Here is a 26,187-nt window from a genome sequence, read left to right on the forward strand (position 1 = left end):
CTACTTCGTTCCGTACAGCGAGTATGTGATCGCTCCCAGTCCGAGCAATCGACTCACGTTCTCGAGAAGGCCATCGTTGGTTGGTCGACGTCCTCGAGGGTCACTTCAAGTCGCTCGAGGCGGGCCGCGTAGACGCTGTAGTGGTTGCCGTCCGGTACGAGTTCGGTCTGTTCGCTGAGCAGGTCATACTCCCGGAGTCGCTCGAGGTGACGGTAGATCGTCGGGAGCGACGCGTCACAGCGGTCGCTCAGGGTGCTGGCGGACATTGGTTTGACGCTGGTTTTGGTGAGGATCGCTCGAGCGTACTCGTCGTCGAGGAGAGCCAGTAATTCGGGGGGTTCGGCGCCTTCACTCACGGGTGATGGGTCGTTTCCCCATGAGTATCAGAAGCAGTCCGGTTTTTCTGGCTCGAAACACGCTCGGGCTCGCGGAACGCTACAGTCGAAATTTCAGCTTGGATTACCTTTTATACGGGACTCCGCGAACGATCGATAGAGACGACATGCCTTCCAGGAGACAATTTGTTCGGTTGTTCGGCGTCGGTGGTGCTGCCGCGCTCGCCGGTTGTTCGGCTCGCTCACTGAGCGACGATCGCAACGGGATAGACGACTGGCAGTACGATCCGTCTGACTCTGGGGGGAACGGCAACGCGAGCGCCAACGGCGCTTCGGCCGTTACGACCGAAGCCGACGATAGTATCGGCCTCGCCGCCGGTGGTGCCGCCGACGTAGAAACGTTCAGACGGAACGTCTCCGAGGGCTACCTTCCGGTCCCCGAGAGCATGGCCTACGAGGGCCTGTTTCACGACTACTACTTCGACACCGGGGGTGACGGATCGTGCGACTCGCTGTTCTGTCCGACCCACTCCGCCGCCGTCTCCCCGGACCCGCTCTCCGGGGAAGCCGAACGGTTCCTCTCGGTTGGGCTCGAGTCCGGGCGCTCCCAGTCCGCGTTCGAACGGCCCGCGCTGAACCTGGTGATCGTGCTCGACATCTCGGGGTCGATGCGCTCGAGCTTCGAGGAGTACTACTACGACTCGTACGGCAACCGAAAGCGCGCCGAGGGCGACACGTCACGCCCGAAGATCGACGTCGCCAAAGAGGCGCTGGTCGATCTGACGCGACAGCTCCGGCCCGAGGATCGACTGGGCGTCGTGCTCTTCAATACCGAAGCGCACGTGGCGAAACCACTCCGATCGGTCGATACGACCGACATGGACGCCATCCGCGAACACATCCGGGCGGACGTCGAGGCCGGGGGCGGAACCAGCGTATCGGCGGGAATCGAGTCGAGCGAGCAGCTGCTCGCCGACTACCGGAGTGACGGCGCGGCCGACGATTCCGGCCCGACAGCCGATGAGTATGAGACCCGGTCGATCCTGCTGACCGACGCCCAGATCAACGCGGGAGAGACCGACGCCGACGAACTTCGTGCCGGGCTCGAAGAGAACGCCGAAGCCGGCCACCACATGACGGTGGTTGGCATCGGCGTCGACTTCAACGCGGAGCTGGTCGACCAGCTTACGCGCGTTCGAGGCGCGAACTACTACAGCGTCCACTCCACGGACGAGTTCGAGCGCCGCCTCGGGGAGGAGTTCGAGTACATGGTGACGCCGCTCGTGTACGACCTTTCGCTCGAACTCGAGGCGGATGACTACGAGGTCGCGCGAGTGTACGGAACGACCGGCGCCGACGAAGGGGACGGACCGGTCATGCACGTCCACACGCTGTTTCCCTCCCCGCGGACGGACGGGGCAGCGAAGGGCGGCGTCGTCCTCGTCCAGCTCGAGCGAACCGACGTCGGAACCGACGAAGTGAACGGCGACGACGGGAATGAGGACGCGGCCAATCCTGTTTTGCGGGCGAGCTGGGAGACGCGAACGGGTGAGACCAGGTCGACGACCGAGCGCGTCACGTTTCCGGACGACAGCGCGGAGATGTACGACACCGACGCGGTCCGCAAGGCTATCCTCCTCGCGCGGTACGCCGACCTGCTGAAGAACTGGACGATACACGAGCGAGACGAGACGCTCGTCGCCACGGACGACGGTATCGCCGATCCGCCGGCGCCAGGGCGTCTCGGCAAGTGGGAGCAGCGGTCAACGCCACTCACCGTCTCCGCGCGGTACGCCGCTCGATTGCGGACGTTCCGTGACCACTTCGCAACCGAGGCCGAAGCCATCGGCGACGAGGACCTCGAGCGAGAACTCGAGCTGCTGACCACGATCCTCGAGGCCGACGAACGCGAGTAGCGGCTGGCGTTCACGAGCATTCAAACCCTTGCCATCCCTACTTCGAGTGAATGCACCTCGACGATTATATCGAGGAATTAGAGCCCGACGAGGAGGCCGAGTGCCGGCGCCTCGAGAAGTCCTACGCCATCACTGACCACCTCGAGGACGCCGTCCGCCAGATCGAGTAACGCCGCGAACCGCCCCAGCTGCCTCCACGCGCTCGAGGTCGGACTCCCTCGCGTCGCAGGACTTTCCGTTGAGTACAGTCATCACAGGTATGGGGACGCGACCACGGCGGGAGTCAGGCGACGAGACGGTCACGCTCACCCACGAGGGCGACTGGTACGTTGCAACTGACGAGACGACTGGGATCGCCAGCCAGGGCGAGACGAAAGCAAAGGCCCTCGAGAACCTGGCCGAGGCGCTCGAGCTTTATGGGCGTCCAGTGCCGGAGGACGCTGAGGACCTGGAGCCGTCTTCGGCACTGTGGATCGACTGATTTCACTTTTCTGACTCTGTTGAAATCCTCAGCCGTTGATAGGAATCGGGTGCTGAATACAGAGAATGAGTTCAGCACAACGGCTTCGTTTGTTTCACGCCAAACCCAGTGAACGGCTCGCTCAGTAGAAGTGCGAACTGAGCATACTCGGTACTGCGTGTCGCTTGAAATCAGTCCTTTGAGTCAGGAGCTGACCGTTGGTCGTCCGTCGATTCGGGCTGTAACTGGCGGACGAGATTCAAATGCATCAAGTGAAGGTGCATTCCAATTCCGTACAGGATGGTCCCCAGTCCGACGAACGTAAGCGGCATAAGTATCGACTCGATTGCCTGTGAGGGACTGTCAAGATTTGCGGGAAGGACGGCACCAACGGCTAACAGAAACGCAGTGAGGATGATTATCAATCCTATACGGACCGCGTGGGAGTATTTTCCGACCTGTTGGATTCGTCTTTCAATCTCCTCTCGGGAGGGGGCTGTCTCACGAGCCATAGCGTATGATTTCTAGCATCGTACAGGGTTATTCAAGCCGACAATACGCTGGTGACGAAAAAGGTTTGTGGATGGGCAGAATTGGTTGCGGGTTCTACGTTGACGTCATCTCCCGGCAGGATTCGGCACACTCGCGAAGCACTTCAGCACACACCTGACAGTGTTCTTCATCGTGTTGTTCGCACTCGTCCGCACACTCATCACATGCACTAGCACAGGCTTCTGCAAGTTGCGTGCTGTAGTTCGAGTTCCGTGCCATGAAGCGTGCGTGTAGCGTCGTGAGATCGGCGACATCCCGACAGAGACGAAGGCACTTGGCCATCCCTTCGCCTTCACCAGCACATTCATCAGCGCACCATTCACACGCTTGAGCGGCTTCGAGACAGATGTCGATGCACTCTCCCATCTGGTCGTTCATGTGGTCGATTTGAGTTAGAGCCATCACTCACTCTTCCAGCACTCAACGGCGTAAAACCGGGGCTGGAATAGGCAACCGGTCACTGAACACCCTGTACTGAGCGCTCACCACTTCGGAGATTGAACTAAATCTCGTGCTGTATTCAGCACGGTCGTTGAAACCTATCATCGGTTAAGGATTTCAACAGAGCCAGTGGATAGGAATAGCGCGGAGGAAACAATGATGTGGTAGCTGATTGGCTATGAGGGCGACGTTGGCAACGACTAACCCCCTCCCCCGCGCTGGTAGTGAATTGGTCTCAGTGAACGTAACCGTATTGGCCGTCTCGACCCGCCTTACCCAAACTCACTAATCTCCGTTATCAAGGGTTCCACTGCCATCAACAGAAGGGCTGAGGGTACGAAACGTCCGTTTTCAATCTATCAACCAACTCTTGAGCGTGGCGCGCGTTCCTTGCGCCACAAGGTTACCTTGCCCCTTAACGGCGCTTGCTGTAGGGAGGTCTGACAATTACGGAAGGCGAATGACGCATGTGTCATCCAATTCTACGACTATCGACATTTATTCGGCGGTCGATACATGGACTCGACCTCGATCGAAACTCGAGATGACGGTATCCCGGCCCAGAAGTGAAGATCGGTTCCAATGACCCAGTTCCACCACTCCGAACACCTCCGGAATCAGTGTCGCGCCTATGGCTCGGCGATAACGTATCCCCGAATATTCAAACCGCACGTAGCGGCTACAACACTTCTATTTTCGAGCGATCGACGTGCAGCGGACGTTAGCTACGTGAGTAAAACTGCTTCTCCGTACTGAATTGAGGCCGTAACATCGTGAGCGCACGGGCATGAATACGACGGGCCAACAGCCTTGTCACTTATCGGTGGAGGTCAGCCCGGTCTGATACCCTCCTATGCCAGAGGATACAGACCGTTAGGCATCGAAGCGGACGGAAATCGCACCACCATAACCCGGCCACTCCCCAGGTGGCCGTCCTCTGTCATCGATCTACGTATCGGAATCCTCGAGTCACCGGCTTACTCGTACAGTTTCCCGAGGAGATACACGGTGGCTCCCATCACGAAAATGGCGGGAAGCCATCCAAAAAGGTGATGTAGTATCAAAATGATTTAATGAAGAATTCGCAGAGCAATATAGAAGGCTTTACCCCTGACACCTGAGTAACACACTCCAAATGGATTCGACTTCCGAGACCGATACGGGACCCGACCCGCAGGTCCGCCAACAGGAAGTCGTCGCCGAACTCGGACAACAGGCCCTCCGGACGAACGACCTTGACCAGTTGATGCACGACATCGCGGTCGCCGTCGCCGAGACCCTCGAGGCCGAGTATGCGAAAGTACTCGAGCTGTACCCCGACGGCGATGCTGTCCTGCTTAAGGAGGGTGTCGGCTGGCACGATGGTCTCGTAGGTTCAGCGACCGCCACCACCAATCTGGATTCACAGGCGGGCTATACCTTGCTTTCCGAAGCGCCGGTTATCGTCGACGACCTCCGTACGGATGAGCGCTTTTCCGGCCCTGAGCTGCTGACCGAACACGACGTCGTGAGCGGAATCAGCGTCATTATCGGGACTGTCGACGATCCGTGGGGTGTCTTTGGCGTCCACACGACAAGCCACCGCGAGTTTACCGACAGTGACGTTGCTTTCGTCACGAACATCGCAAACGTCCTCGCCGCGGCGATCGATCGTACTGAGACGGAACGTCGACTGCGTGAGCGCGAACGACGGCTCGGGCGATACAAGGAGTACACCGACGGCATCCTCGCCGCTGTTGACGACGTATTCTACGTCATCGACGAATCCGGCACGTTCCAGCGCTGGAACGAGGCCCTGACCGAAGTGACCGGTTATTCGGACGCAGAGATCGGATCTATGCATTCGGTGGAGTTTTTTAGCCAGGAGGATCACGAGTCGACCGCGGCCGCGATTGACGAAGTGTTCGAAACCGGGCGTACTCGCGTCGAGGCAGGAATCCTGACCAAAGCGGGTGACCGGATCCCGTACGAGTTCGTCGCGACAAGACTCGAGGACCCCGACGGAACGCCGGTGCTGGCCGGGATCGGCCGCGACGTCACGGAGCGAAAGGAACGGACCCGGGAGCTCGCCAAGTACGAGCGCATTGTTGAAACGATCAACGACGGCATCTACGTGGCCGACGACGACTTGCGGTACACGATGGTCAACGACGCGTTCGCCGCGTTGACCGGCTACACTCGCGAGGAACTACGCGGCGCCCACGCCACTCGTCTTATCGACGAGGCGGCTATCGAGGAGGCCGCTGAAATGCGGGCGGCGATGGCCACCGACGAGACAGCCAATCCGACGCTGGAAACGACCGTCGAGACGGCAGACGGCGACCACGTCCCCGTCGAAGTGACGTTTGCGTCATTCACCGCCGACGAGGGGGAGAACCGCGTCGGCGTGGTCCGAGATATCACCGAGCGCAAGGAACGTGAGCGAGCTCTTGCCGAGAGCGAGCGCCGCTACCGGACGCTTGTCAAGAACTTCCCGAACGGGGCGGTCGGTCTCTATGACGAGGACCTTACCTACACCGTCGCCGGCGGCGAGCTAATGAGCGAACTGGAGATTCCACCGGACGAGATCGTCGGCGTCTCGATCTACGAGCGCTACCCCGACGACCTGGTCGAAGAGATCAAACCCCATTTCCGCGCCGTGTTCGACGGCGACTCGCGAACGTTCGAAGTGGAGTACCACGACCGCTACCTGCTGGCGCACACGCTTCCCGTTCGAGACGGCGCCGACGACATCTACGCAGGAATGTTGCTGATCCAGGACATCACCGAACGCACAGAGTACCGTCGGCAACTCGAGGAATCGAACGAGCGCCTCGAGCAGTTCGCCTATGCCGCCTCCCACGACCTCCAGGAACCGCTTCGAATGATCTCGAGTTATCTCTCGTTGCTCGAGCGACGGTATGAAGACGCATTTGACGAAGATGGTGAAGAATTTCTCGCGTTCGCTGTTGACGGGGCTGAGCGGATGCGCGAGATGATCGACGGCCTTCTCGAGTACTCGCGGATCGACACGCAGGGTGAGCCGCTCGAGCCGGTTGCACTGGAAGATGTCCTTGACGATGCAACCGACAACCTGCACGTGAAACTCGAAGAGAGTAATGCCGAACTCACAGTTGCCTCTCTCCCTCGTGTACGGGGTGACGAACGCCAGCTCCAGCAGGTCTTCCAGAACCTCCTGAGCAATGCGGTCGAGTACAGCGGCGATGAGCCTCCGCGAATCCATGTCGACGCCAAAGAGGCTGGTCATGAGTGGATAATCTCCGTTCGCGACGAGGGCATCGGCATCGACTCCGAGGAGACGGACCGTATCTTTGAGGTGTTCCAGCGTCTTCACAGCCACGACGAGCACGCGGGAACGGGGATCGGACTCGCCTTGTGCCAGCGGATCGTCGAGCGTCACGGCGGCGAGATCTGGGTCGACTCCGAGTCCGGCAAGGGGGCGACTTTCCGATTTACGCTGCCGGCGACTGAGTAGGCATATGATGGGCCAGCTATCCGGGTACGGGCTGTGACCTCACGACTGGGTTATCGAACCGTTGACTGGCTGCACTGTCTGGATTTCTACCAAGGGCACGAACAATTGATTGTGTACAACCCATTCTGCTTTGGCAAACCTTTTACGACAAATCGGTATACGAGGGTTTGTGTCAACTGATAGCACACAGGTAACCATGAGCGAGTCTTCATCTAACAAGAGAGTCTTAGCCAGTACGACGTGGGGAGAGGACAGTACAAACACACCAGTCTATGCTGTCGTCTCTGCGGTTGCAGAGGCAACTGGCACGGACCCAATCGACTTGCCGCCACTCCAGACAGCAATCGACCCCGACGCGCTGAACGCCCTGTTTACGTCGTAATCATCCTCAGCACTCGATCAGGTTCAATTTCAATACGCCGGATTCGAAATCGCTGTCTTCGGTGATGGGGTGGTTCGCGTTTACGCTGACTCCGACGCCTAACTTAGTGTCTCGGACACTGTCTCACCCCCTCGAGCCGCTTCCCGGCGGACCAACGACTCTTCTCTCTTCTGGCCTCGACTGGAACGAGCGTGATTAAATTTTGTAGATACCCATCGCCGAGTGCCGTATGCGTGGGTAGCAACAGATGCCTACCGAATCACATACTTTCCCCCTTGAATGTACCCAGCAGACTCTGGACGAGCTGCCGAATCGTTGTCAAGAGATGCATGCAAGATACAGAGGCTGGATGCAGCACAGCAGATCCGTTTGTTTCACAACCTCTGGCCGGAACCAACCGATACATACAGATGCGTACTGTTCGATGTTCTCCAGTACATGACACTCAGATTACGCCGTCACCATAGCTGCTTATGGAACGAGGAGTTGTCTCTCCTCTATGACCGATTCGAGTAGAGACGAGTTCGACCCAACAGCACCAGACCAACGGGAGGTCGGCCGCAAAATGGTTGACGACAGCACGGGACTCGGTTCGGTGATGGCCCACGCCTACCGCGGAGAGATCGACCGAGTGGGGACGTGGCGCCAGCGCCTCGACGAGACGACGACGTGGGCGGTAACGCTGATGGCAGCAATCTTGACGTGGGCGTTTTCGAGTACCGATAACCCACACTATATCGTGCTGATCGGTATCGTTGTCGTCACCGTCTTTCTGGGCATCGAAGCACGGCGGTACCGGGACTACGATGTCTTTCGCTCTCGCACTCGAGTCATCCAGGAGAACCTGTTCGCAAACGCCCTCGATCCGTCCCAGGGCACTGAAAGCCACGACTGGCGAGCGGAACTGAGTAAGGACTATCGCCGGCCGACGCTGAAAGTCTCGTTCTACGAAGCACTCGCAAACCGACTCCGGCGTGTGTACCTTGCTCTGCTCAGTGTCCTATTGGTCGCGTGGGTCTTCAGGATTACAGCGTTCGCGCCGCGCCAGGACTGGCTGACAACCGCTGGAATCGCCCGTATCCCCGGGATTGCTGTGGTTGTCGTTGTGGGCGTGTTCTACGTCGTACTGCTGGGTGTCACCTTCTGGCCCCGTGAACGCCATGCCAAGGGTGAATTCCGTGAAGGGGACCCGGGCGATTGGAAAGAAACAGACCGATAAATACATTGACACCAGTCGGTCACCCGCGAACCACTTAGAGGATTTTAGTCATTGGGGCGAGATGTATAGCTATGGACACACCACAATTGAACGGCAGTACTTTCTGGGAGGGCCGATGGTAGACGTTGCGCTCTCGGCGGCACAACTCGTCTTAGCGCTGATTCTCGTGGTCTTAAACGGCTTTTTTGTCGCTGCAGAGTTCGCCTTCGTTCGAATTCGGGGGACATCGGTCGACCAGCTCGTCGAAGAGGGGCGGCCCGGCTCGGGGACGCTCCAGGAGGTGATGACGAATCTCGACAACTACCTCGCCACGACACAACTCGGCATCACCATCGCCTCGCTCGGATTGGGATGGGTCGGCGAACCCGCAGTGGCGGCGCTCATCGAGCCCATCCTGGAATCGGTTCTCCCGGCGACTCTCATCCATGTCGTCGCGTTCGCAATCGGCTTTAGTATCATCACGTTTCTCCACGTCGTCTTCGGTGAACTCACACCGAAGACGCTCGCAATCGCCCAGACCGAGCGACTCTCGCTGTTCCTCGCCCCGCCAATGAAGGCCTTCTATTACCTACTCTATCCGGGCATTGTCGTCTTCAACGGGGCGGCCAACGCGTTCACGCGGTCGCTCGGTGTGCCGCCCGCTTCCGAAACGGATGAGACACTCGGTGAGCGGGAGCTCCTTCGGGTACTAACACAATCCGGTGAGGGAGGGGGCATTGACCTGGCAGAAGTGACGATGATCGAGCGCGTCTTCGACCTTGACGATATCGTAGTGCGGGAGGTCATGGTCCCACGACCGGACGTGGTGAGCGTTCCGGCGGATGCCACACTATCCGAACTGCATTCGATCGTCTTAGAGGCCGGACACACGCGCTATCCGGTTCTCGAGGCCAACGACGGTAATCAAGTAGTTGGATTCGTCGATGTCAAGGACGTGCTGCGAGCAGAGGTGACCGATGGGGATGCCGAGAGAGTTGGTGACCTCGTCCGCGAGATTCGCATCGTCCCGGAGACGATGGCAATTAGCGATCTCCTGTTACAGTTCAGGGAGGATCGACAGCAGATGGCCGCAGTCATCGACGAGTGGGGAGCATTCGAGGGGATTGCAACGGTTGAAGACGTCGTTGAGGCCCTCGTTGGAGACCTTCGAGACGGGTTTGATCTCGATAAGCGCGAACCGTCGATACGGCGGCGCGACGATGAGGGGTACGACATTGACGGCGGAGTCCAATTGTCGAAAGTGAATGAGGCCCTCGCTGGGGACTTCGAAAGCGAGGCGGTCGAAACGATCGGTGGACTGGTACTCGAACAACTCAACCGCGCACCAGAACCTGGCGACCGCGTCGAGGTCGCCGGTCACGTCGTTGAGGTAACGAGCATCGAGGGGGCCCGAATTTCGACGGTATGGGTCCACGAAAGAGATATCGATGATCCAGCGGTGGACTAAATGGGTATGGACTTGCTCGTTTAGGTCCGTTCGGCTTCGCGCCGCCGTCTAATTGGTGTTTTGTTCTCTACCGGTCTGACTCGTAGTCGTTCATCAATCGGATCAACAATTGATGAGTCTTGGATTCCAGCGATGGAATCAGATCTACGGTTTGACATCCTCTCTGCCCTGAAGGACGAGGATTCCCGAGTCAGGCGAATCGATACGGGAGGTCGATGGTGCCACTGACAGCAGTGTGTCTTGTTCGGACAAAACCGTCTGAGCGTTCGTAGTTTTGGCTAATGAATTGACTGGTTCGCCACGAAATTCGCGTTCGTGAGTTTCGAGCGCCTTCGTGATCTGGCGTTTCGGCGGGTCGAGGATCGACTAAGATTGACTAACTGACTGCGCTCGTTGATACAGCCACACAAACTATCCTCAATGTCCACTGTACGGCCTAAAATATCATCTCTTGCCCGAACGCAAAAGATTGCGACCTCCGAGAATGAGCACGAATAATTCTCAATTCTCGATTGGAAAGACAGGCGTGGGTGGCTTCGCGTGAATGGCAACACGCTCTAAGTCTAAGCTATAGTGCTCACTGTATGGGCGGTACTGATCAATCCATTATTTTAAAATTCTGGCTGCCGCAGGGACAGTCGTCTGTACCGATCGGTCGAATTCTATTGTTTGCACAGACTACTGCTGCGTGGGCTGTTCCGCACTCAGTACAGATCGCGACCACGCGGTTCTCACCACCTGTCTCTCGAGACATAGGAGTACCACCCGACCATGCATGTTCAAGCCCGTTCCTGCATACCCCGAAAGTCCTTTAGAAGGAAATGTCCCTATTTGTTAGACACTATTTCCAGGAGGTGAGTGCGATACCAAGTATCGATCTGGATCAGTCACAATTGGGTTCGAAATTCTTTAATTCGAATTATACACTGATTAGAAGAGTTATGAATACATGCGTATGGAACACTCAGCTCTCCCTGTCAGAAGGAGAACTGTCTGGTCCGGATCGTACTCGGGCTACGATGCGCGCCAGGAACTCGAAAAGAGCCATCAAGAGGTGAGTTAGGCGCGAGTGCGGACGGGGTCTGGTGCGTCGGCTTTCCCGTTCGCGTATGCGTTGTAGGCCGAAAGGGCAGCGACAGCCAGGCCGGAGAGCGTGGTCCCGATTGCAAGTTCGTTGCTCCCCATCTCCATGACGTATGGTGCGATCGCTGTCCAAAGGCCGAGCAAGATAGTCAGCGATGCAACGGCGACACTTGCCAATCGATCCTTCGACAGTCGGTAGAAGTTGTACCCGGCAAGCAGAAAGATACCTGTTCCAACGAGCGTATCGTTCCACGTTGCTGCGTCTGTCGCCTCAAAGATAAACGGCGAGGCGACGAGGTATAACCCGATCAGGGCGACAAGGGCGCTCAACCACTGCATCACGTCCGTGTTCAGTGTCTCTCTGTTCCGGGCTGACCCAGCGTCGGAGTCCGTTCCGGTGTCGGTCGGTGTATTGCTCATGATTTTCCTCGCCGCTCGTACCCCTCATATGCGGAAAACGATGGTGCCTGCACCCGTCGGGAAGGTCGGATGCATCTTTTTCTCGTTTGGTGGTCACCATATCACCTGTACTGAGCGCTCACTACTTCGGAGAAGGGGATGGGGGTGCTATGAGTGGACCAATTTCGGGAAAACAGACGAATCGGAGGAAACCGTCTCCGCTATATACTCCAAAGACGGAGAAAGGCATAATAAGAGTTTGGTTGGAAGTTTTGATCAATATCTGTCCGCTATGCAATGTATCAATTTCATACGCGATTGTTTGAGAAAGTACCACATACAGTAGAGAAACGGATCGATCTTAATCCTACTTTTATAAGGTCACACAAAGAGAGGACAGAGACGATTATCACCACGCCAGAGTATGATCCCGGGATGTTCGATGATCGATTTGCTTCCGGCGGTCCAACGTATGAGGCCGATTCGGCAGTAGAGACTCGATCGACGTTCGAAGATATCGTCGAAAACAATCCGGAGCCAGCTCTCCTGAATCTCAAACAATCCGATACCTGAATCGGACTCGGCTATCCGTCTGATTTGGGACAAAGCATCGGAGCTGGGAAGCGGCCGTGTGTCAACCCACGACCACCACCGGAGTGTTGATCGGATCGGGGCCGATTGAGTCCAAGACGAGCCGAACGACGAAACCGACGATGCCAAGCAGACCGAGTCTCCTGATCAGGAACGGCCGACCAGAAAGACGGTTAGTGTGAGCGTGAACACGAGCACCGGCTCCTCGAGCGGCACCTCGGGAACAGTGATCACAGCCGGAGAAGGACATCCAAACACTGCGACGTCACTATGGACGCGCGACTCGCTCTTGGCTGTTCCGCTCAGGTGGGCTTTTACGGCTTTCCTACGGTGCGCTCTGCGTCTGGGACCTGATGGCCTCACCAACACTCTCGGTCTCAGTAGCACCGGGACGCTTCTATACGGTCGAGCGCCTCTGACTCTCATGAGTATCGGTCCCGAGTCTCGGTGCGGACACCTCCAGGAAGAGCTGACCCGGGAAAACGTCGGCGCCGTGTGTTGCTGGCGGCCGGCCTGGAACCACACAGGGCGCTGTATCTGGCACGCCGACGAGGACGCAAAGCCCCGCGATGCGTTCGAGACGGCTTGGCCTGAACCCGGGGAACGGCTCGACGGAGCAATCCTTCGGGGCGCGTCGCTCGCCGGCGCGGAATTCTCGGCATGTCGATTCATCGGTGCGGACTTCGCCGGGGCCATCGTTCGGGACGCCGACTTCTCCGGCGCGGACCTCCGGCGAGCGACGTTCCGTGACACGGACGCACGGCGCGCCTCTTTCGATCGATCGACGATCGAGGACGCGCAGTTCGTCAATGCCGACCTCCGGGAGGGGAGCTTCCTCGAAGCACGCCTCGACCGCGCGATCTTCTCAAACACGCCGGTGGACCGGAAGACGAGGTTCGGCGAACGCGTCGTCTATGAACAACGGCTCGGCGACGTGGGTGACCGACAGCGCTGGACTGATCTCGTCGAGGCAGCGGCGTGGTCGTACCGTGAACTTCAACAGCTTTTCGACGACAACGCCATCCCGGAGCGATCGCTCCACTATTACCGACAGGAGATGGATCTTCGACGTCGGGTCGCCTGGGCCACAAAAGACTGGGCTCGGGCGTTTACGCTGGCCGGCTCCCACTGGATCATGCGTTACGGGACGAGTCCCTGGCGCGTCGTCGCGAGTTCGCTGGTACTAATACTGGTCTGTGCCCTGCTGTATCCGTTGACGGGGGGTATTCAGGCAGTCGGGGTTAATCAGGCGATCACGTATACGCTTGACGACCCGAGCAGGGCATCGGTCGAAACGATTGTTACAGTGTTTCTTGAGAGCCTCTACTTCAGCATCGTCACGTTCGCGACGTTAGGGTACGGAGATATTCAACCGGTTGGGACCTGGGCAAGGCTTCTGGCTGGATTCGAGTCGCTAACTGGGTCTCTATTAATGGCCCTTCTTGTATTTGTGCTCACACGATCCGTGCGGTGATTTGAAGCGCCAATTACATTTCCTTCCATTCGCCGTACGCGGTTTCGTTGACTTCGCCTTTGGCTCGCCGCTTGCGAGGCCAGACGGCAAGGCCCGCTGCGAACGCATAGACCAAGCCGACGAAACTCAGTACGACCGCTCCTGGGATTCGAGGTAGCGATGCAGCATGTACGAATGCCTGATCAGAGTAGGCACCAATCCGGAAAACCCAGCTGACTAGCATAATGGCTAGTAGTGGAAGGTACACCCGTCGAAGCCTTCGCCCGAGCGCTTCGTGATACGGGATTTTTATCGACGGATTTCGGTAGTCATCGCTCAGTTCCGCCCGCCACCGCGGTCGCTCGACGCCGGCTGACGGGTCAAGCGCGTTCGCGAAGAGATTCTCCTGTAATAGACGGGCGCGTGAGCGCCACACGTCGTAGCTCTGGTAGCGCCGTGCCTCGATGCAGAGAAACACAGTCATCACGAGCATTCCGACGAGCAGAATGGCGTGAGAGGTCCCATCGCTCGAGAACGCGTAGACGAGGATTGCTGCCATAACGGTGACCGCCCAGTTGGTCGTCTCGTCGAGTCGCTCGCGCCAGGTCGTGACGCGCTCAACCTCGCCCCGATAGAGGTGTGCAGCCACCGAGCCGAGGCCGGTGCTCTGGTCGACCATTTCCCGACCGATTTCCCGTTGTTCAGGTGCTTCTGGGTCGAATTCACGGTCCTCTTGAGTCATTGGAACAGATACAGTCAGTGAGGAGATAACGCGCACGCCTACACTAGAGGGTATGATGCGCCTTTTTCGGCGTAAATAGAGAAATGGTGGTCTCTGGTCCTTCTGCAGGGCAAGCACTCCTGCTTTCGTTAACTGATAGCCACCTCTGCTTAGTATACTGATTGATCTGTATCACTACACTAAGCGGCTCTCTCACTGCTGCATTTGCGCTGTGTATCTTGCACGACCCGAATCATCTACCGAGAATCTGTCAAAGAGAGAGATTACTGAATACAGAGGACGAGTTCAGGATCGCTCCACGTTCCCTTCATCGCGCCGACAGGGGTATCTCCTCGGGGAGCATACCGTGCCTATGTCTGCCCAGAGAGCTGCTGGGCTCTTTCTGTTCATGGGGGTGGCGTTCGGCGCCGCCTTCCCGGCGATCAAGGCTGGATTAGCCGACGCGCCGCCACTGCTGTTCGCGGCTCTGCGGTACGACCTGGCGGCGCTGCTGCTGCTCGCCTACGCTGCGTTCGTTCTGCGGGACTGGCGGCCCCACCGGCGCGCCGACTGGCTGGCCGTTCTCGCGGGAGGTGTGCTGTTCTTCGGGTCATCAGGCTTTCTCTACCTCGGTCAGCAGTACACGACCGCCGGCGTCGCGGCGATCATCTACAGTCTCGGCCCCATCCTGACGGTCGTCCTCGCGTGGGTGCTATTGCCCGCCGAGCGTCTCTCCCGACGGGCGCTGGTCGGCGTCCTCATCGGCCTAGTGGGGGTCGTCCTCGTCGTTCGCCCGACTCCTGAAGCGCTGTTCAGCGACGGCTTCCGGGGCAAGCTGCTGGTGTTGACGGCCATCACGGGCGTCACGCTCGGATCGATCGGGATCCGCAAGAGCGGGTCGCACATGCCCGCAGCGACGACTACGGGCCTCTCGCTGGCGCTGGGCGGCGCAGTGCTCCACGTCGGGAGTCTCCTGTCGGGCGAACCCCAGGCGGTCGCCCTCACCCCGACGTTCATCGGATCGTACCTCTACCTCGCGATAGTCGCCACCACGATGGGTTTCGTGGCGTACTTCTCGCTGCTAGACCGGGTCGGGCCCCACCAGGCGAACCTCGTCGTCTATGTCGTCCCCGTCGTCGCCACCATCGTCGGGTGGGCCTGGCTGGGCGAGCACCTGCCTGCGGTCACGTTAGCCGGGTTCTTGGTGATCTTCGGGGGCTTCCTCGTGGTCAAGTGGTCCGAACTGTCCCGGAGCGTCCAGTCCGCCTGGATCAGAGCGCGGGCCCAGCACGCCTGACGCTGATCCGGCCATTCGATAGAGTACCAGTATGTAGGTGATAATGCGGCGGATGAGTGCTGGATACACGCCCTGAGTTCAGCACACACCAAATGAATTGCCCGGCTCCTTTCAGAAACGACGTGAGCGACTCAGAGGATGTATGCAGCACAGCCAGTTCAATTATTTCGCCATCTCTGGGAGGAACCAACCGATACATACGGATGCTTACTTTCGACGCAATCCCTGCACCTGTATACGATAATTATAAAGAATTTCGCCCTCTAAAGAGCGTGCATGTAGACTTTTCCAACGGGAGAGTATACATGCATCTGTAGTTTCATATTCGGGCCCCGCGTGTGTCTCCTATGGATCGAACACGGGTACTAACCACGGGGTTCATCGTACTACTCGCCGTCTGCCTAATCGTCACCCCAGTACTCGCGCAGGAACAGGGCGAAGACGCAGAAGAAGTGGGCGGTATTGAAGGGCTCATCGAGGGCTTCGTCGAAGGTCAAGGACTACTGGGTGCATTACTCGTCCTCGCTGGCGGTGGGATCTTGCTGACGGTTTGCGTCGAGAAACTCATCAGCTATCTCACGCGCACGGCGTTCGGCTTGAAAATCTCGTTGTTCGCCCTCGCGATTCTTTTCACGGGATTCGAATTCGACGATACGATCCTCGCGCTCGTTCTGTCTGGCGGTGGTCTCGAGGGAGCGGCGCTCGGGACGGCGCTCGGAACCGGCTTAGCGATTATCGGCGTAACGCTCGCACTCGCGGCGATCATCAAGCCGTTCCCGGTCGATCTCCCGCCTGATTACGTCGCCCTCTTTGCACTGGCACCCCTTCTGTTACTTCCGTTCGTCCTTGCCGGGACACTGACCCTCGTTCACGGACTCTTACTACTCAGCGCATTTGTCGCGCTCTTCGGCTATATCATCGTCCGCGAATATCAGCGCGACATGCCCGTGTTCCGGAACACCGAACTGGGCAAGGAGATACAGGCCGATGGTGGCATAGCCCTCCCGTCAGCAGTCTCGACAATCCCCGAGGATCGCCTCTTTGGCGGTCGATCTGCCGCGGGCTGGATCTGGCTTGCTCTTTCTATCCTCGCGTTGGCGGGCATCGTAGTGGCGTCGATGATGCTGGAGGCGGGATCGGAAGTCGTGATTGACGGATTCGGCATCGAAGAGACCGTTTTCGGAGCGACCGTGCTAACGGTGATCCTCACCTTCGAGGACGTAATGCTGACGGTCGAACCGGTTCGTCGAGGGGTCCCCGAGATCGGCGTCGGGAACGTTATCGGGAGCGTTCTCTTCTCGGTGACCGCCAACGTGGGGGTGATCATGTTTGTGAGCGATCTCGAAATCTCCCGGTCGGTGCTGACGTTCCACCTGCCGTCGGTAATTCTCATGACGGCACTCGCCGCGTACTTCCTCTATGCGGGCGAACTGAAGCGGTGGCACGGGTATCTACTCGGCGGGCTTTACGTCGCCTATTGGCTGATCGCGATCCTCATATTTGGTGGCGTACCAATTAGCGGGTAGGGTACATCTTCGGTGTTCAGCGGTCGAAGTCAACGCTTCCCATGCTATTCTAGCCACCCTCTTCGAGAGGCCTAAGGCGACTCGATATAGATTGTGAGGCTTCGTTTTATTCGAGGTCACCGCGGTTGATCGCCACGATCACTACTTCGCCTGTACTGATCGATTACCTCTTCGGAGATCGAGTTAAATCTCGTGCTGCATTCGCGCTCTGTATTCAGCAAATCGTGATTGAATTATCGGGGCACTGTCAAAAATAGCGTGCTGAATACAGAGGATGTATGCACCAGTAGTGTTCGCATCTCGACTGCTTCCTCAATTCGCGCCGAAATTGAAGTGGCTATCAGGAAAGTCAGGCAAATCTCGATTTGCTTATAGATACGGGGGAACGCGTCGACGGTACGCACGATATTCCTCGCCGAATTCCTGTTCTAACCACTGCTCCTCCCGATGAGTAGCCCAGTGAGTTATGGCAATCACCGCTGGAAGAAAAAGAGCAATCCACCCGTTGTTCTTGAGCAACGCGAAGCCTGCGTAGAGCATCGTCCACCCAACGTAGATGGGATTTCGGCTGAATGAATACGGACCAGTCGTGACGAGCTGTCGCTCCCCACGACCGATAGTCTTGGCGATCGAATAGAAGGCCCACCCATTGACGAACACCCCCCATCCGATCAGTGCGAGTCCACAAATCCGGGTAATTAACCGATAACGAGTTATTCGCCACGGCCGGCGAGCATGCAGCGCACTCCCCACAACGATCCCAGCAACGTGAGGCTCCGGCAACGGAGTGTACTCCCAATATTGCCGAATAATTTGGTACATCAATCGGTATCCACGTATTCGGTCCGCAAGTCGCTTCCGCCTGCCAGGCCATACGACCCGATATTGGTCACCGGTACTATACAACTGGAGTAGGTTGAGTTCGACCTTTTCGACGATTCGACGTGAAAGATTCGCGCCTTGTATCCTAGCAGAGACTCGACTAACTACTGGACTGTTGTCAGAAGCGACATGCAAGATATAGAGGCTGTATTCATCATTGACTTACTTATTGAGAAAACACAGCGAAAACACTCGGTCATTCGCTGTGGGAAGAAAGGGTTCAACAGGAATACCTGCCCAATCCCTCATATAATATTATCAGTAGTATGGGGCTTTATACGTGCGAGTCATAGTAGTTGTACGCAATTTTACCCAACCTGGCAGGGGGTGAGAAAGTGCAAAGAGAGATACTTCAAAATGTCAATCAATAATGGCGTAGATGTAGAGCAACTCGGCCAAGCAGTCGAAGCAATTACAGCGGAATCAGCGGCCGGCCAATTCAGATTCCGAGCGGAAACCGAATGGACTGATGGCCTGCAGTGTGTCACGTCGATCAACGATTTCGATCAGGCGGGCGAGCAAATTCATACCCAGGAATTCAAAATCGAGGGTGACGAGCCGGAACAAATCCTCGGGAAGCGAGCGGCACCCAACGCGGTGGAACTCCTGCTCGCCGCTCTCGGATCGTGCCTGAGCGTCGGGTATGCAGCGAATGCCGCAGCCATGGGTATCGAACTCAATGAACTCCGGTTCGAGCTTGAAGGAGACGTTGACCTTCGGAGATTCCTCGGTATCTCCGACGATGTCCGTGCCGGGTACAACACAGTGACCTACACAGCGTACATCGACGCTGACGCATCGGATGAGGAACTCGCCGAGCTGCGTGACCGGGTCGAAACCACGTCACCGTTGATGGACAACCTCATGAACGCTGTCCAGGTCGAAACTGATCTGGTCTCGGTACAGGGATGAATATCATGTCAAAATCACTCGATGTTAGCAAACTCGAACGAGAGGTTAAATCCGTCTATTGAGATGTCGCAGAGGCGCCGACCGAAAGGTATCATTTCGAGATGGGCCGCCCGTTGGCGGAACGACTCGGCTATTCATCGGAGGGCCTTGAACGATGACGCCCCACATCGGCAGCCATCTTTCCGTCCGATGACGTGGATGGTGCCATCGAGCAGTCTCCACGCCGAATACACACCTCCACACTCATCACACATCGCCGCCACTTTCTCGCGTTCGTCACTCCCGGCCATAGGAATCGACTGTGAGCAGTTCGTGCAACTGCTCGTGGTGCGAAGCACGCTTTGAGAGCGAGACGACATTCCGGTCTCGATCGTAGCAAACGAGTTGCTCATCCGCTAATTTCGGGATTTGTGCGTGGAAGAGTTCAAGATAGATTCGCGTTACTGCATCCGCCGAAACGTCCGAAGAGGACGACCCCGTCTCTCGAACGGCGACTTCGTTGGCCAGATCAGCCAGCGCCATTGGCTTTTCGGTGGTCGACAGACTGCGGAGGGCGTGCCGACGGTGGCGATTCGCGAGCATCCTCAACACCGTATCAGCAGTTAGATGTGCCTGTTCGCACTCAGACATACTACCAACTACTCTTTCGTTTTGGATAGAGAAGAGGGTTGTATATACCGATCTATTATATATGGCGGGTCTTGGTTAGCTCTCGTCGTCGGGATGACTTACAGTCAGCGTACTCGTAATAAGATTGCGGTGCCCGTCGTGGAAACGCTTCGAGAGTGCCTGTTGTGAAATCTCCATCTGGCCTGCTAAGTCGCTCATTGTCACTGCCTGTGGGACGTCGTAGTACCCCATTTCGAGCCCTGTGACCAGTGTCTCGCGTTGTTTCGAGGTGAGTTCGTACTGGGCGCTCGCCATCGGCTGTTCCTGTTCTTTGAGACTGGTGAGGTCGAACGAGATGCCTCTGTCTTCACAGTAGGCGCGAAATTCGGAGAGTTTGTCCTGATCGTCGAACCGCATTCGAATTTCCCAGTTTTTGTCTCGACCGACCGCGCGGAGGATCGTTGCGCCGATCTCGATGTACGCATAGACGATTGTTTCGATGTTTTCAGTCCACTCAGCCCGATACAGTCTGGCTCCCTCGATCTCGTCGATCGCGGCGATGTTCTGAACGGACTCGTCGTGGTGAAAGGCGTCTTCGAACTCTGCGTGATCACCGCCACTGACCCAGAAGTAGGGCATGACTTGATCTTCGAGCGTGGCGACGACACGTTCAATCTCGACGACCATCTCCGGCGCAGCCGTCAATGAATGGTGCAGAGCGAAATCATCCGATTTGATGGAGAACTCTCCGATGACGCTCATGGGGTGACTGCGGTCCCGAGAGGAATAAGTTCGCGGGCACGAACAACTACCTCGAGCGTGGTAACTGATTCACCTGAGTTGACCGTTCTCCGATTCTCGTGGATCGTCTCTCATGTTGTGCAGCATTCGCGCCCTGTATTCAGCCGATCGTGATCAAACTACCGAGGCGCTGTCAAAAGTGGCGTGCTGAATACAGAGGGTGAGTTCAGCACGACGACTCCATCTCCTTCAGACATTTCCCACCGAACCAACGCTCAGTATGCATACCTATCGAACGATCACCTTGACGAAAATAGTGTTCGAGAGCAACTGCTGTTCAGGTGGACACGTGGCCACACGTCCAACCAGGGTCGTGACCGGTGCGGTCTATGAGATCGGACCGACACGCTGGACAGTAGTCAGGGGTAACGGATTCGCTTCGGGGAACGTACACCGCGCCGTCACACTTCACGCACGCATCCGCGACGATAGTCGCACAATCCGCACAGACGTTGAAGTCGTCAGCCGTGAGGTCGCGCAGGGGTTCGAGTTGTTTATCGAGGAGATACTCGTTGATGACCGTCTGGCAGTTCTGGCACGGTTTCATGGCGATGCATGTTATGCCTTGTGACCACACGGTAAATATCTGCCTCCGAAACCATGCTGACTGCCAGAATCCGAACGAACTGGACGCCGACCGAACCGTTCCACGTCTGTATTAAAACAGAGTCGTGGTACCGCGACGCTCGGAAGTGTTATCAGTTACCGGAGACAATGTTTGTTTGCAATGGCACACGGAAAAGTTGATTTCTTCAACGACACTGGCGGCTACGGTTTCATTTCGACTGACGACGGCGACCTCGACGACGACGAAGACGTTTTCTTCCACATGGAAGATGTCGGCGGAGAGGACCTGACGGAAGGAACTGAGGTAGAGTTCGATATCGAGTCCTCACCGAAGGGGCCTCGCGCGGCGAACGTCGTCCGGCAATAACACCGAGACACACTCGTCGCTCACAGCGGCAAACAATATTCTCGATTTTTCAGACAGTCACACGTCCCAGCTGAGGCTGTCTGTACAGCCCAGAAACACCGACATCAAAAACGTTGCGTGACCGATTCGCGCTTTGTCTCTTACAGAGACACAACGAACCGCCGAACTGCTGTCAGAAATAGCGTGCAAGATACAGAGGATGTATTCACCACCTCTCATTAGCCTGTGGCGTAGGCTTATCATCGAGTGAAGCGTACAATCATCGTTATGCCGTACGTCCAGTGTAACGGGGCAGACCTCTATTACGAGGACCACGGCGAGGGCCAACCGATCATTTTTCTTCACGGCGTGATGTGTGGTCTCAGGTTTTTCGAGCCGCAGTTAGCCAGTCTCTCGAACGAGTACCGCACAGTCGCCGTCGATTTCAGAGGGCATGGCCGATCTGAGAAGACGGAACTCGGACACACAGTCGCACAGTACGCCCGTGATCTTCACACGTTCCTCAAACAGCGAGCCCTCGAAGAAGTTGTCATGGTGGGGTGGTCGATGGGTGCGTTCGTCTCGTGGGACTACGTGAATCAATTCGGCACAGAGCGGATACGGGGACTAGTTGATGTCGATATCGAGGCATCGCGTTTTCAGTGGGATGATTACGACTACGGACTCACCGATTTGGTGGGACTGAAAGATACGCTCGCACTGGTCCAGGAAGATCAGACGAGTTTCATCCAACGCCTCACGGAGCAAGTCTTCTCAAACCCCACCACGGAGATGAGAACGTTGCAGGTCGACGAGACGTCTCGGACTCCGACCCCCATCAAAAGCGCCATCCTGTCCGATGCGCTCACACGTGATTACCGAGCAGTCCTCCCCGAGATTGATGTTCCGATGTTGGTGTGCGCCGGCGGGGACGAAACACGGGGAACGGGAACCGTCGAAGCGGTGAGACACGTCACAGACCTCGTCCCGGACGCCACGTTCGAACTCTTCGAAAACTGTGGCCACTGTCCGCCTATAGAGCAACCCGAGCGGTTCAACCGGGTAGTGAGCCAGTTCATCAACTCACTGTGACCGATACGCGCTCTGTATTCAGCAGACACTTGACGAACTACCGAACTGTTGTCAGAAATAGCGTACGAGATACAGAGGATAATCCAGCGCGACAGCGTTGCCTCTCCCACTTTGAAGTCAGTGAACTAGCCGTTTGGTAGAACGGCGAATTGATCAAAAGCATTCGAGGAGGTCGCCGTCTTCGACTGGATCGGGCGTCTCTTTTACGACCGCTCTCTCATCGCCGAAATACCGTTCATGGAGGCGGACGACTCCGGTCTCATCGACCCCGTAGACTGCCTCGTCGCTGAAATTATCATCACCGACGAAATTCCCGTCGTGTGATCTGTAATTTACGGGTGGAGCGAAACGGATGCCGATGACCGTAATCTCATCGTAGAGCTCAAGAACTCGTGTCGGATCTCCCCAATTGTCAAGGGTCTCTGCTCCAGCACCAATTACTCGGTTCCCGTACTCCGATACGGCCTTATTTTGCTGGTAGGCATCTTCGTACTCGTACACGTACTCCGTCAGCGACTCCTCGTCGAACGTACTCGGTGGCTCCGGATACGGCTTGATACCCACGCTGTGTAACTCGTCGATTTCACCGTTCGGCTTCTCTAACTCGAACGTCTCACAAACATCCCCGGTAGGTTCGGGGCGATCCGCGTTCGCACAGTTGCGACGACCGGCGATCGAGTCTGGATCGGGAAACGGCCCGTTGGTATTGTCATCTATCCACTCCGCTTTCGACGTACAGCCCGGGACAGCGTTCTCATCGGGGGAGTTTTTATCGTCCAAATTGGCTGAATTTTCACCCTGTGGATTGAGGTTGGCGATGCAGCCACCCGTCCCGAGGAGGACACTCACAGCACCCGCAACGAGGAGTTCCCGACGATTCATACTGTATTGTCTGTCAGTACGATAAGGTGTCTTAAATAGATACTCCAACCTCAAGGAGTGATTTGAGCCACAACTAATCGATACGTATCTCACCTATACTGACCGTTCGCTACCCCTCGTAAATTGCGATAGACCCTGCGACGTTCACGCCTTGTTTCTTGCAGAGACCCGACTAACTACCGAACTGTTGCTAGAAGCGTCGTGCAAGATACAGAGAATGTAACCATCACAACGACTGCGTTCTCTGTATTCCCGCTCACTCAAGACAGGCCTGTAGTAGACGATACGATTCTACCAGGGTTTGTACGTAAAACCAGTAACTATTCATTTTTGGCTAATGGAATGGCAATTGTTAACATCCCACATACCCAAGTATTACTCGGCGTTCTCTGCGAACCCCTGCTGGAAACGAGGGGTCGAGATGAACGCGCTGGAGGAGACTATGGCAACAACAAATGAAGGAACAGTCAACCAGTTGACGTCGAACACAGATACGAGTATACGGGTGGGAGGAGCCGGACTTGCGATCGGCGCCCTGCTGTTGGCGGTCGGATTCGCTCTTCACCCACCGCCCTCTCCCGATCCGGCCGAGTTCATGGCGACTATCGCCGACGCGCCGACCCAGTGGGTAGCTGCACACGCAGCAACCGCGATTGCACTTTCCATGTTCACGATAGCAGGATTGATCATGCTGACGGCCGGATCACGGCTCACCCAAACTTGGTGGACGACAACGGCGTGGGCCGTTTTAATCGTGAGTGCACTCTGGGTCACGACGGCCGCCGTAGTCGAGGCAACCGTGATTACCGAGGCCGCCATTGCCGGAGACACGGCAATGTTCGAGGCGTGGTCGAACTTCGCCGAAGCACATAGTGCTGCGTTCCTCTTCTTTGTCCTGGCGATCGCCGTGATCGCCGGCAACGAGGCCCGGAGCGTGTACCAGACGACACCCGGGTGGGCATCGTGGGTCGGTGCCATCGCGGGAGTTACAGCCTTCGGTGGGATGGTCCTCGTGTTCGGACTCGGGATCGCTCTGGGCGGCCTCGTCTGGGTGGTTTCCACGGTCGTGATGAGCCTGTGGCTGGTCTGGTTCGGCGTCACCCTGGCGCGATCCGAGGCCGGCGCGTGGACCATGTCCGAGGAACCAAAAGTCGGCGGACACGGGCCCGTTCACTGAGCACCACCCACGAACTCTCGGTGCTGGTCGATGCTGAATACGCGCCCTGGGCTTTGTATTCAGCGCGGCTGCTAAAACCTATCACCGCGTGAGGGTTTTAACGAGTCCTAATATTCACAAAACCGGCTGACGGCGGGCGTTGAGTGCAATTCACTCTAAATTTGCATGCCTGCATTCAGTAGAGCGCTTCTGGCAGTCCGTTAGTAGATCGCTGATCGCCTGCTGAAAGTAGGGTTACTTGTCTCAATGGACGGGGACTAGTGATTGTTGTCAATAGGCACCGGCGAGCAATCGTGAGGCTCGGCCACTCACCGTTCGGTTCGATCGCGAGACCCCTGCAAGTGTTCAGGGCGAACCCACCGAACCGACCTGTCTGCTCGCGACTCGATTCGGGACCGAAACCGGTCCGACGCCGAACTCGACTACGTCTGCTGTGGAAGTCCGTCCACCGATTCACTGTAGCTCGGACGAGGTGGCTGCCGTGTCCTCGACGTCAGGTGATCGACGGCGTACTCCGCGTCCCGTCCGACGCCGGTGAACAGTCCCGACGTCATCGCGTACAGGAAGAATAGGCCGACGAAGTACAGGCCTGGCTCGTTCGGGACGACGCCGCGTTCGTGGACGGGCTCTTTGGGCTGTTCCTTCCCGTCGAAGATCGGGAGGTCTATCCACGAGAAATCCGGGCGGAAACCGGTGCACCAGATGACGTTCTCGACGTCGAGGACGTCGTCGTCCCCGATGACGGGGAGACCGTCGCGGACGCCGGTCGTTCGAGGCACCCGTTCGACGCCAGCAGCGGCTAAGTCGCTCGGTTTGACCCGGACCAACTGGATGCCCTGGGACAGCATCTTCGGGCGCTTCCGGCGACCGATGGGCGTCCCCGTCGTGAAGATCCGGTGAAAGAGCACGCGCATCACGAACGGGACCCCTAGGTGACGGCCGACCCACGAGTCGATCTGGAACGGTACGTGGCCAACGTCCCGACCCGATAGCCACGTCTCGTGTCCGTCTGCGACATCGAGGGCGATCTCGGCACCGGAGTTGCCCGCCCCGACGACGAGCACGTCCCCGTCCTGGAGCTGATCGGGATTGCGGTACTCGCTCGTGTGCAACTGGACGGTATCGTCGGAGAGTTCCGCCGCGAAATCCGGGACCATCGGGATCTGATAGCTCGCCATTGCCACCACGACGTTGTCCGCCTCGATCCGTCGGTCGCCAGCGCTCACGAGGAATCTATCGCCGCTCCGTTCCAACCCGTCCACGCGGACGCCGAGTTCGACGGGCAGGTCGAACCGCTGAGCGTAGGTCTCCAGGTAGTCGGCCACCTCGTCCTTCGTGGGGAAGGCGTACGGTGAGTCCGGGACGTCCATCCCCGGCAAGCTCGAGTAGCGGGCGGGCGTGAACACCCGGAGGGAATCCCAGCGGGCCCGCCACGCGTCGCCGACGCGATCGCTCGCGTCGAGGATGACGAAGTCCTGGTCGTGCTGCTGCAGGTAGTACCCGGTCGCCAGTCCGGCCTGGCCGCCGCCGATGACGACGGTGTCGTATTGTTCGCTCATGTCTTCATTCCTCAGTAAACGTACGCGCCGGAGGGACGTGATGATGCCGCGTGCAGGATTTCA

Annotated in this window: 24 protein-coding genes; 13 read left to right on the forward strand and 11 right to left on the reverse strand. The window is 57.4% G+C overall.

The genetic code is table 11. The features are described 5' to 3' along the window. Positions 1-53: 53 nt before the first annotated feature. On the reverse strand, positions 54-356 hold the full coding sequence (locus AC6I65_RS01330) for a helix-turn-helix domain-containing protein (RefSeq protein WP_497902311.1): 303 nt from the start codon (positions 354-356) through the stop codon (positions 54-56). Positions 357-502: 146 nt separating this feature from the next. Here AC6I65_RS01330 and AC6I65_RS01335 point away from each other — a divergent pair, with 146 nt between their 5' ends. Then, the gene (locus tag AC6I65_RS01335; protein WP_497902312.1) at positions 503-2,251 is read left to right on the forward strand and encodes a vWA domain-containing protein; all 1,749 of its coding nucleotides are present in this window, start codon (positions 503-505) and stop codon (positions 2,249-2,251) included. A gap of 259 nt (positions 2,252-2,510) precedes the next feature. Continuing rightward, positions 2,511-2,732: a type II toxin-antitoxin system HicB family antitoxin gene (locus AC6I65_RS01340; protein WP_497902313.1), complete on the forward strand. Its 222-nt coding sequence runs from the start codon at positions 2,511-2,513 to the stop codon at positions 2,730-2,732. Between the two features lie 170 nt (positions 2,733-2,902). Here AC6I65_RS01340 and AC6I65_RS01345 read toward each other — a convergent pair whose 3' ends face one another. Together AC6I65_RS01345 and AC6I65_RS01350 are read right to left on the reverse strand one after the other, a co-directional pair. Continuing rightward, positions 2,903-3,223, reverse strand: coding sequence for a hypothetical protein (locus AC6I65_RS01345; protein ID WP_497902314.1), 321 nt, complete (start codon positions 3,221-3,223; stop codon positions 2,903-2,905). A 94-nt stretch (positions 3,224-3,317) separates the two neighbouring features. Beyond that, positions 3,318-3,665 carry a four-helix bundle copper-binding protein gene (locus tag AC6I65_RS01350; protein ID WP_497902315.1) on the reverse strand — a complete coding sequence of 116 codons (348 nt, stop codon included), beginning with the start codon at positions 3,663-3,665 and terminating at the stop codon, positions 3,318-3,320. Between the two features lie 1,174 nt (positions 3,666-4,839). On the opposite strand from AC6I65_RS01350, the gene AC6I65_RS01355 reads away from it, so the two are divergent. From AC6I65_RS01355 to AC6I65_RS01370, 4 genes are all read left to right on the forward strand, one after another. Beyond that, positions 4,840-7,179 (forward strand): PAS domain S-box protein, encoded by a 2,340-nt coding sequence (locus tag AC6I65_RS01355; protein ID WP_497902316.1) that lies wholly within the window; start codon positions 4,840-4,842, stop codon positions 7,177-7,179. Positions 7,180-7,375: 196 nt separating this feature from the next. Continuing rightward, on the forward strand, positions 7,376-7,561 hold the full coding sequence (locus AC6I65_RS01360; RefSeq protein WP_497902317.1) for a HalOD1 output domain-containing protein: 186 nt from the start codon (positions 7,376-7,378) through the stop codon (positions 7,559-7,561). A gap of 499 nt (positions 7,562-8,060) precedes the next feature. Beyond that, positions 8,061-8,780 carry a DUF2270 domain-containing protein gene (locus tag AC6I65_RS01365; protein WP_497902318.1) on the forward strand — a complete coding sequence of 240 codons (720 nt, stop codon included), beginning with the start codon at positions 8,061-8,063 and terminating at the stop codon, positions 8,778-8,780. A 115-nt stretch (positions 8,781-8,895) separates the two neighbouring features. Continuing rightward, complete coding sequence (locus AC6I65_RS01370; protein ID WP_497902319.1) at positions 8,896-10,227, forward strand: hemolysin family protein; 1,332 nt, start codon at positions 8,896-8,898, stop codon at positions 10,225-10,227. Between the two features lie 1,059 nt (positions 10,228-11,286). Here the strand turns inward: AC6I65_RS01370 and AC6I65_RS01375 are convergent. After that, positions 11,287-11,730: an SPW repeat domain-containing protein gene (locus AC6I65_RS01375; protein ID WP_497902320.1), complete on the reverse strand. Its 444-nt coding sequence runs from the start codon at positions 11,728-11,730 to the stop codon at positions 11,287-11,289. A 748-nt stretch (positions 11,731-12,478) separates the two neighbouring features. On the opposite strand from AC6I65_RS01375, the gene AC6I65_RS01380 reads away from it, so the two are divergent. Next, complete coding sequence (locus AC6I65_RS01380; RefSeq protein WP_497902321.1) at positions 12,479-13,774, forward strand: pentapeptide repeat-containing protein; 1,296 nt, start codon at positions 12,479-12,481, stop codon at positions 13,772-13,774. 13 nt (positions 13,775-13,787) lie between these two features. Here the strand turns inward: AC6I65_RS01380 and AC6I65_RS01385 are convergent, their stop codons facing one another. Then, positions 13,788-14,495 carry a DUF2270 domain-containing protein gene (locus AC6I65_RS01385; protein WP_497902322.1) on the reverse strand — a complete coding sequence of 236 codons (708 nt, stop codon included), beginning with the start codon at positions 14,493-14,495 and terminating at the stop codon, positions 13,788-13,790. Between the two features lie 352 nt (positions 14,496-14,847). Here AC6I65_RS01385 and AC6I65_RS01390 point away from each other — a divergent pair, with 352 nt between their 5' ends. Further along, the gene (locus AC6I65_RS01390) at positions 14,848-15,771 is read left to right on the forward strand and encodes a DMT family transporter (RefSeq protein WP_497902323.1); all 924 of its coding nucleotides are present in this window, start codon (positions 14,848-14,850) and stop codon (positions 15,769-15,771) included. A gap of 347 nt (positions 15,772-16,118) precedes the next feature. Next, positions 16,119-17,297 carry a calcium:cation antiporter family protein gene (locus tag AC6I65_RS01395; RefSeq protein ID WP_497902324.1) on the forward strand — a complete coding sequence of 393 codons (1,179 nt, stop codon included), beginning with the start codon at positions 16,119-16,121 and terminating at the stop codon, positions 17,295-17,297. A gap of 369 nt (positions 17,298-17,666) precedes the next feature. Here the strand turns inward: AC6I65_RS01395 and AC6I65_RS01400 are convergent, their stop codons facing one another. After that, a complete protein-coding gene (locus AC6I65_RS01400) occupies positions 17,667-18,119 on the reverse strand; it encodes a methyltransferase family protein (RefSeq protein ID WP_497902325.1) in 453 nt (150 codons plus the stop codon). Between the two features lie 417 nt (positions 18,120-18,536). Between AC6I65_RS01400 and AC6I65_RS01405 the strand changes: the two genes are divergently transcribed. After that, on the forward strand, positions 18,537-19,091 hold the full coding sequence (locus AC6I65_RS01405) for an OsmC family protein (RefSeq protein WP_497903137.1): 555 nt from the start codon (positions 18,537-18,539) through the stop codon (positions 19,089-19,091). Between the two features lie 276 nt (positions 19,092-19,367). Here the strand turns inward: AC6I65_RS01405 and AC6I65_RS01410 are convergent, their stop codons facing one another. From AC6I65_RS01410 to AC6I65_RS01420, 3 genes are all read right to left on the reverse strand, one after another. Then, positions 19,368-19,721: a DUF7344 domain-containing protein gene (locus AC6I65_RS01410; RefSeq protein ID WP_497902326.1), complete on the reverse strand. Its 354-nt coding sequence runs from the start codon at positions 19,719-19,721 to the stop codon at positions 19,368-19,370. Positions 19,722-19,796: 75 nt separating this feature from the next. Continuing rightward, complete coding sequence (locus AC6I65_RS01415) at positions 19,797-20,462, reverse strand: helix-turn-helix domain-containing protein (RefSeq protein WP_497902327.1); 666 nt, start codon at positions 20,460-20,462, stop codon at positions 19,797-19,799. Positions 20,463-20,778: 316 nt separating this feature from the next. Further along, complete coding sequence (locus AC6I65_RS01420) at positions 20,779-21,048, reverse strand: DUF7571 family protein (protein WP_497902328.1); 270 nt, start codon at positions 21,046-21,048, stop codon at positions 20,779-20,781. 180 nt (positions 21,049-21,228) lie between these two features. On the opposite strand from AC6I65_RS01420, the gene AC6I65_RS01425 reads away from it, so the two are divergent. Both AC6I65_RS01425 and AC6I65_RS01430 read left to right on the forward strand, forming a co-directional pair. Further along, positions 21,229-21,435, forward strand: a complete 207-nt coding sequence (locus AC6I65_RS01425; protein ID WP_004978121.1) for a cold-shock protein — start codon at positions 21,229-21,231, stop codon at positions 21,433-21,435. Between the two features lie 267 nt (positions 21,436-21,702). Next, complete coding sequence (locus AC6I65_RS01430; RefSeq protein WP_497902329.1) at positions 21,703-22,506, forward strand: alpha/beta fold hydrolase; 804 nt, start codon at positions 21,703-21,705, stop codon at positions 22,504-22,506. 153 nt (positions 22,507-22,659) lie between these two features. Here AC6I65_RS01430 and AC6I65_RS01435 read toward each other — a convergent pair whose 3' ends face one another. After that, positions 22,660-23,388, reverse strand: coding sequence for a hypothetical protein (locus AC6I65_RS01435; RefSeq protein ID WP_497902330.1), 729 nt, complete (start codon positions 23,386-23,388; stop codon positions 22,660-22,662). Positions 23,389-23,830: 442 nt separating this feature from the next. Between AC6I65_RS01435 and AC6I65_RS01440 the strand changes: the two genes are divergently transcribed. Then, positions 23,831-24,565: a hypothetical protein gene (locus tag AC6I65_RS01440; protein WP_497902331.1), complete on the forward strand. Its 735-nt coding sequence runs from the start codon at positions 23,831-23,833 to the stop codon at positions 24,563-24,565. A gap of 422 nt (positions 24,566-24,987) precedes the next feature. Here the strand turns inward: AC6I65_RS01440 and AC6I65_RS01445 are convergent, their stop codons facing one another. Beyond that, positions 24,988-26,124, reverse strand: coding sequence for a flavin-containing monooxygenase (locus AC6I65_RS01445; protein ID WP_497902332.1), 1,137 nt, complete (start codon positions 26,122-26,124; stop codon positions 24,988-24,990). Positions 26,125-26,187 lie beyond the last annotated feature (63 nt).

It is taken from the genome of Natronosalvus sp. KLKA75 (assembly GCF_059736265.1).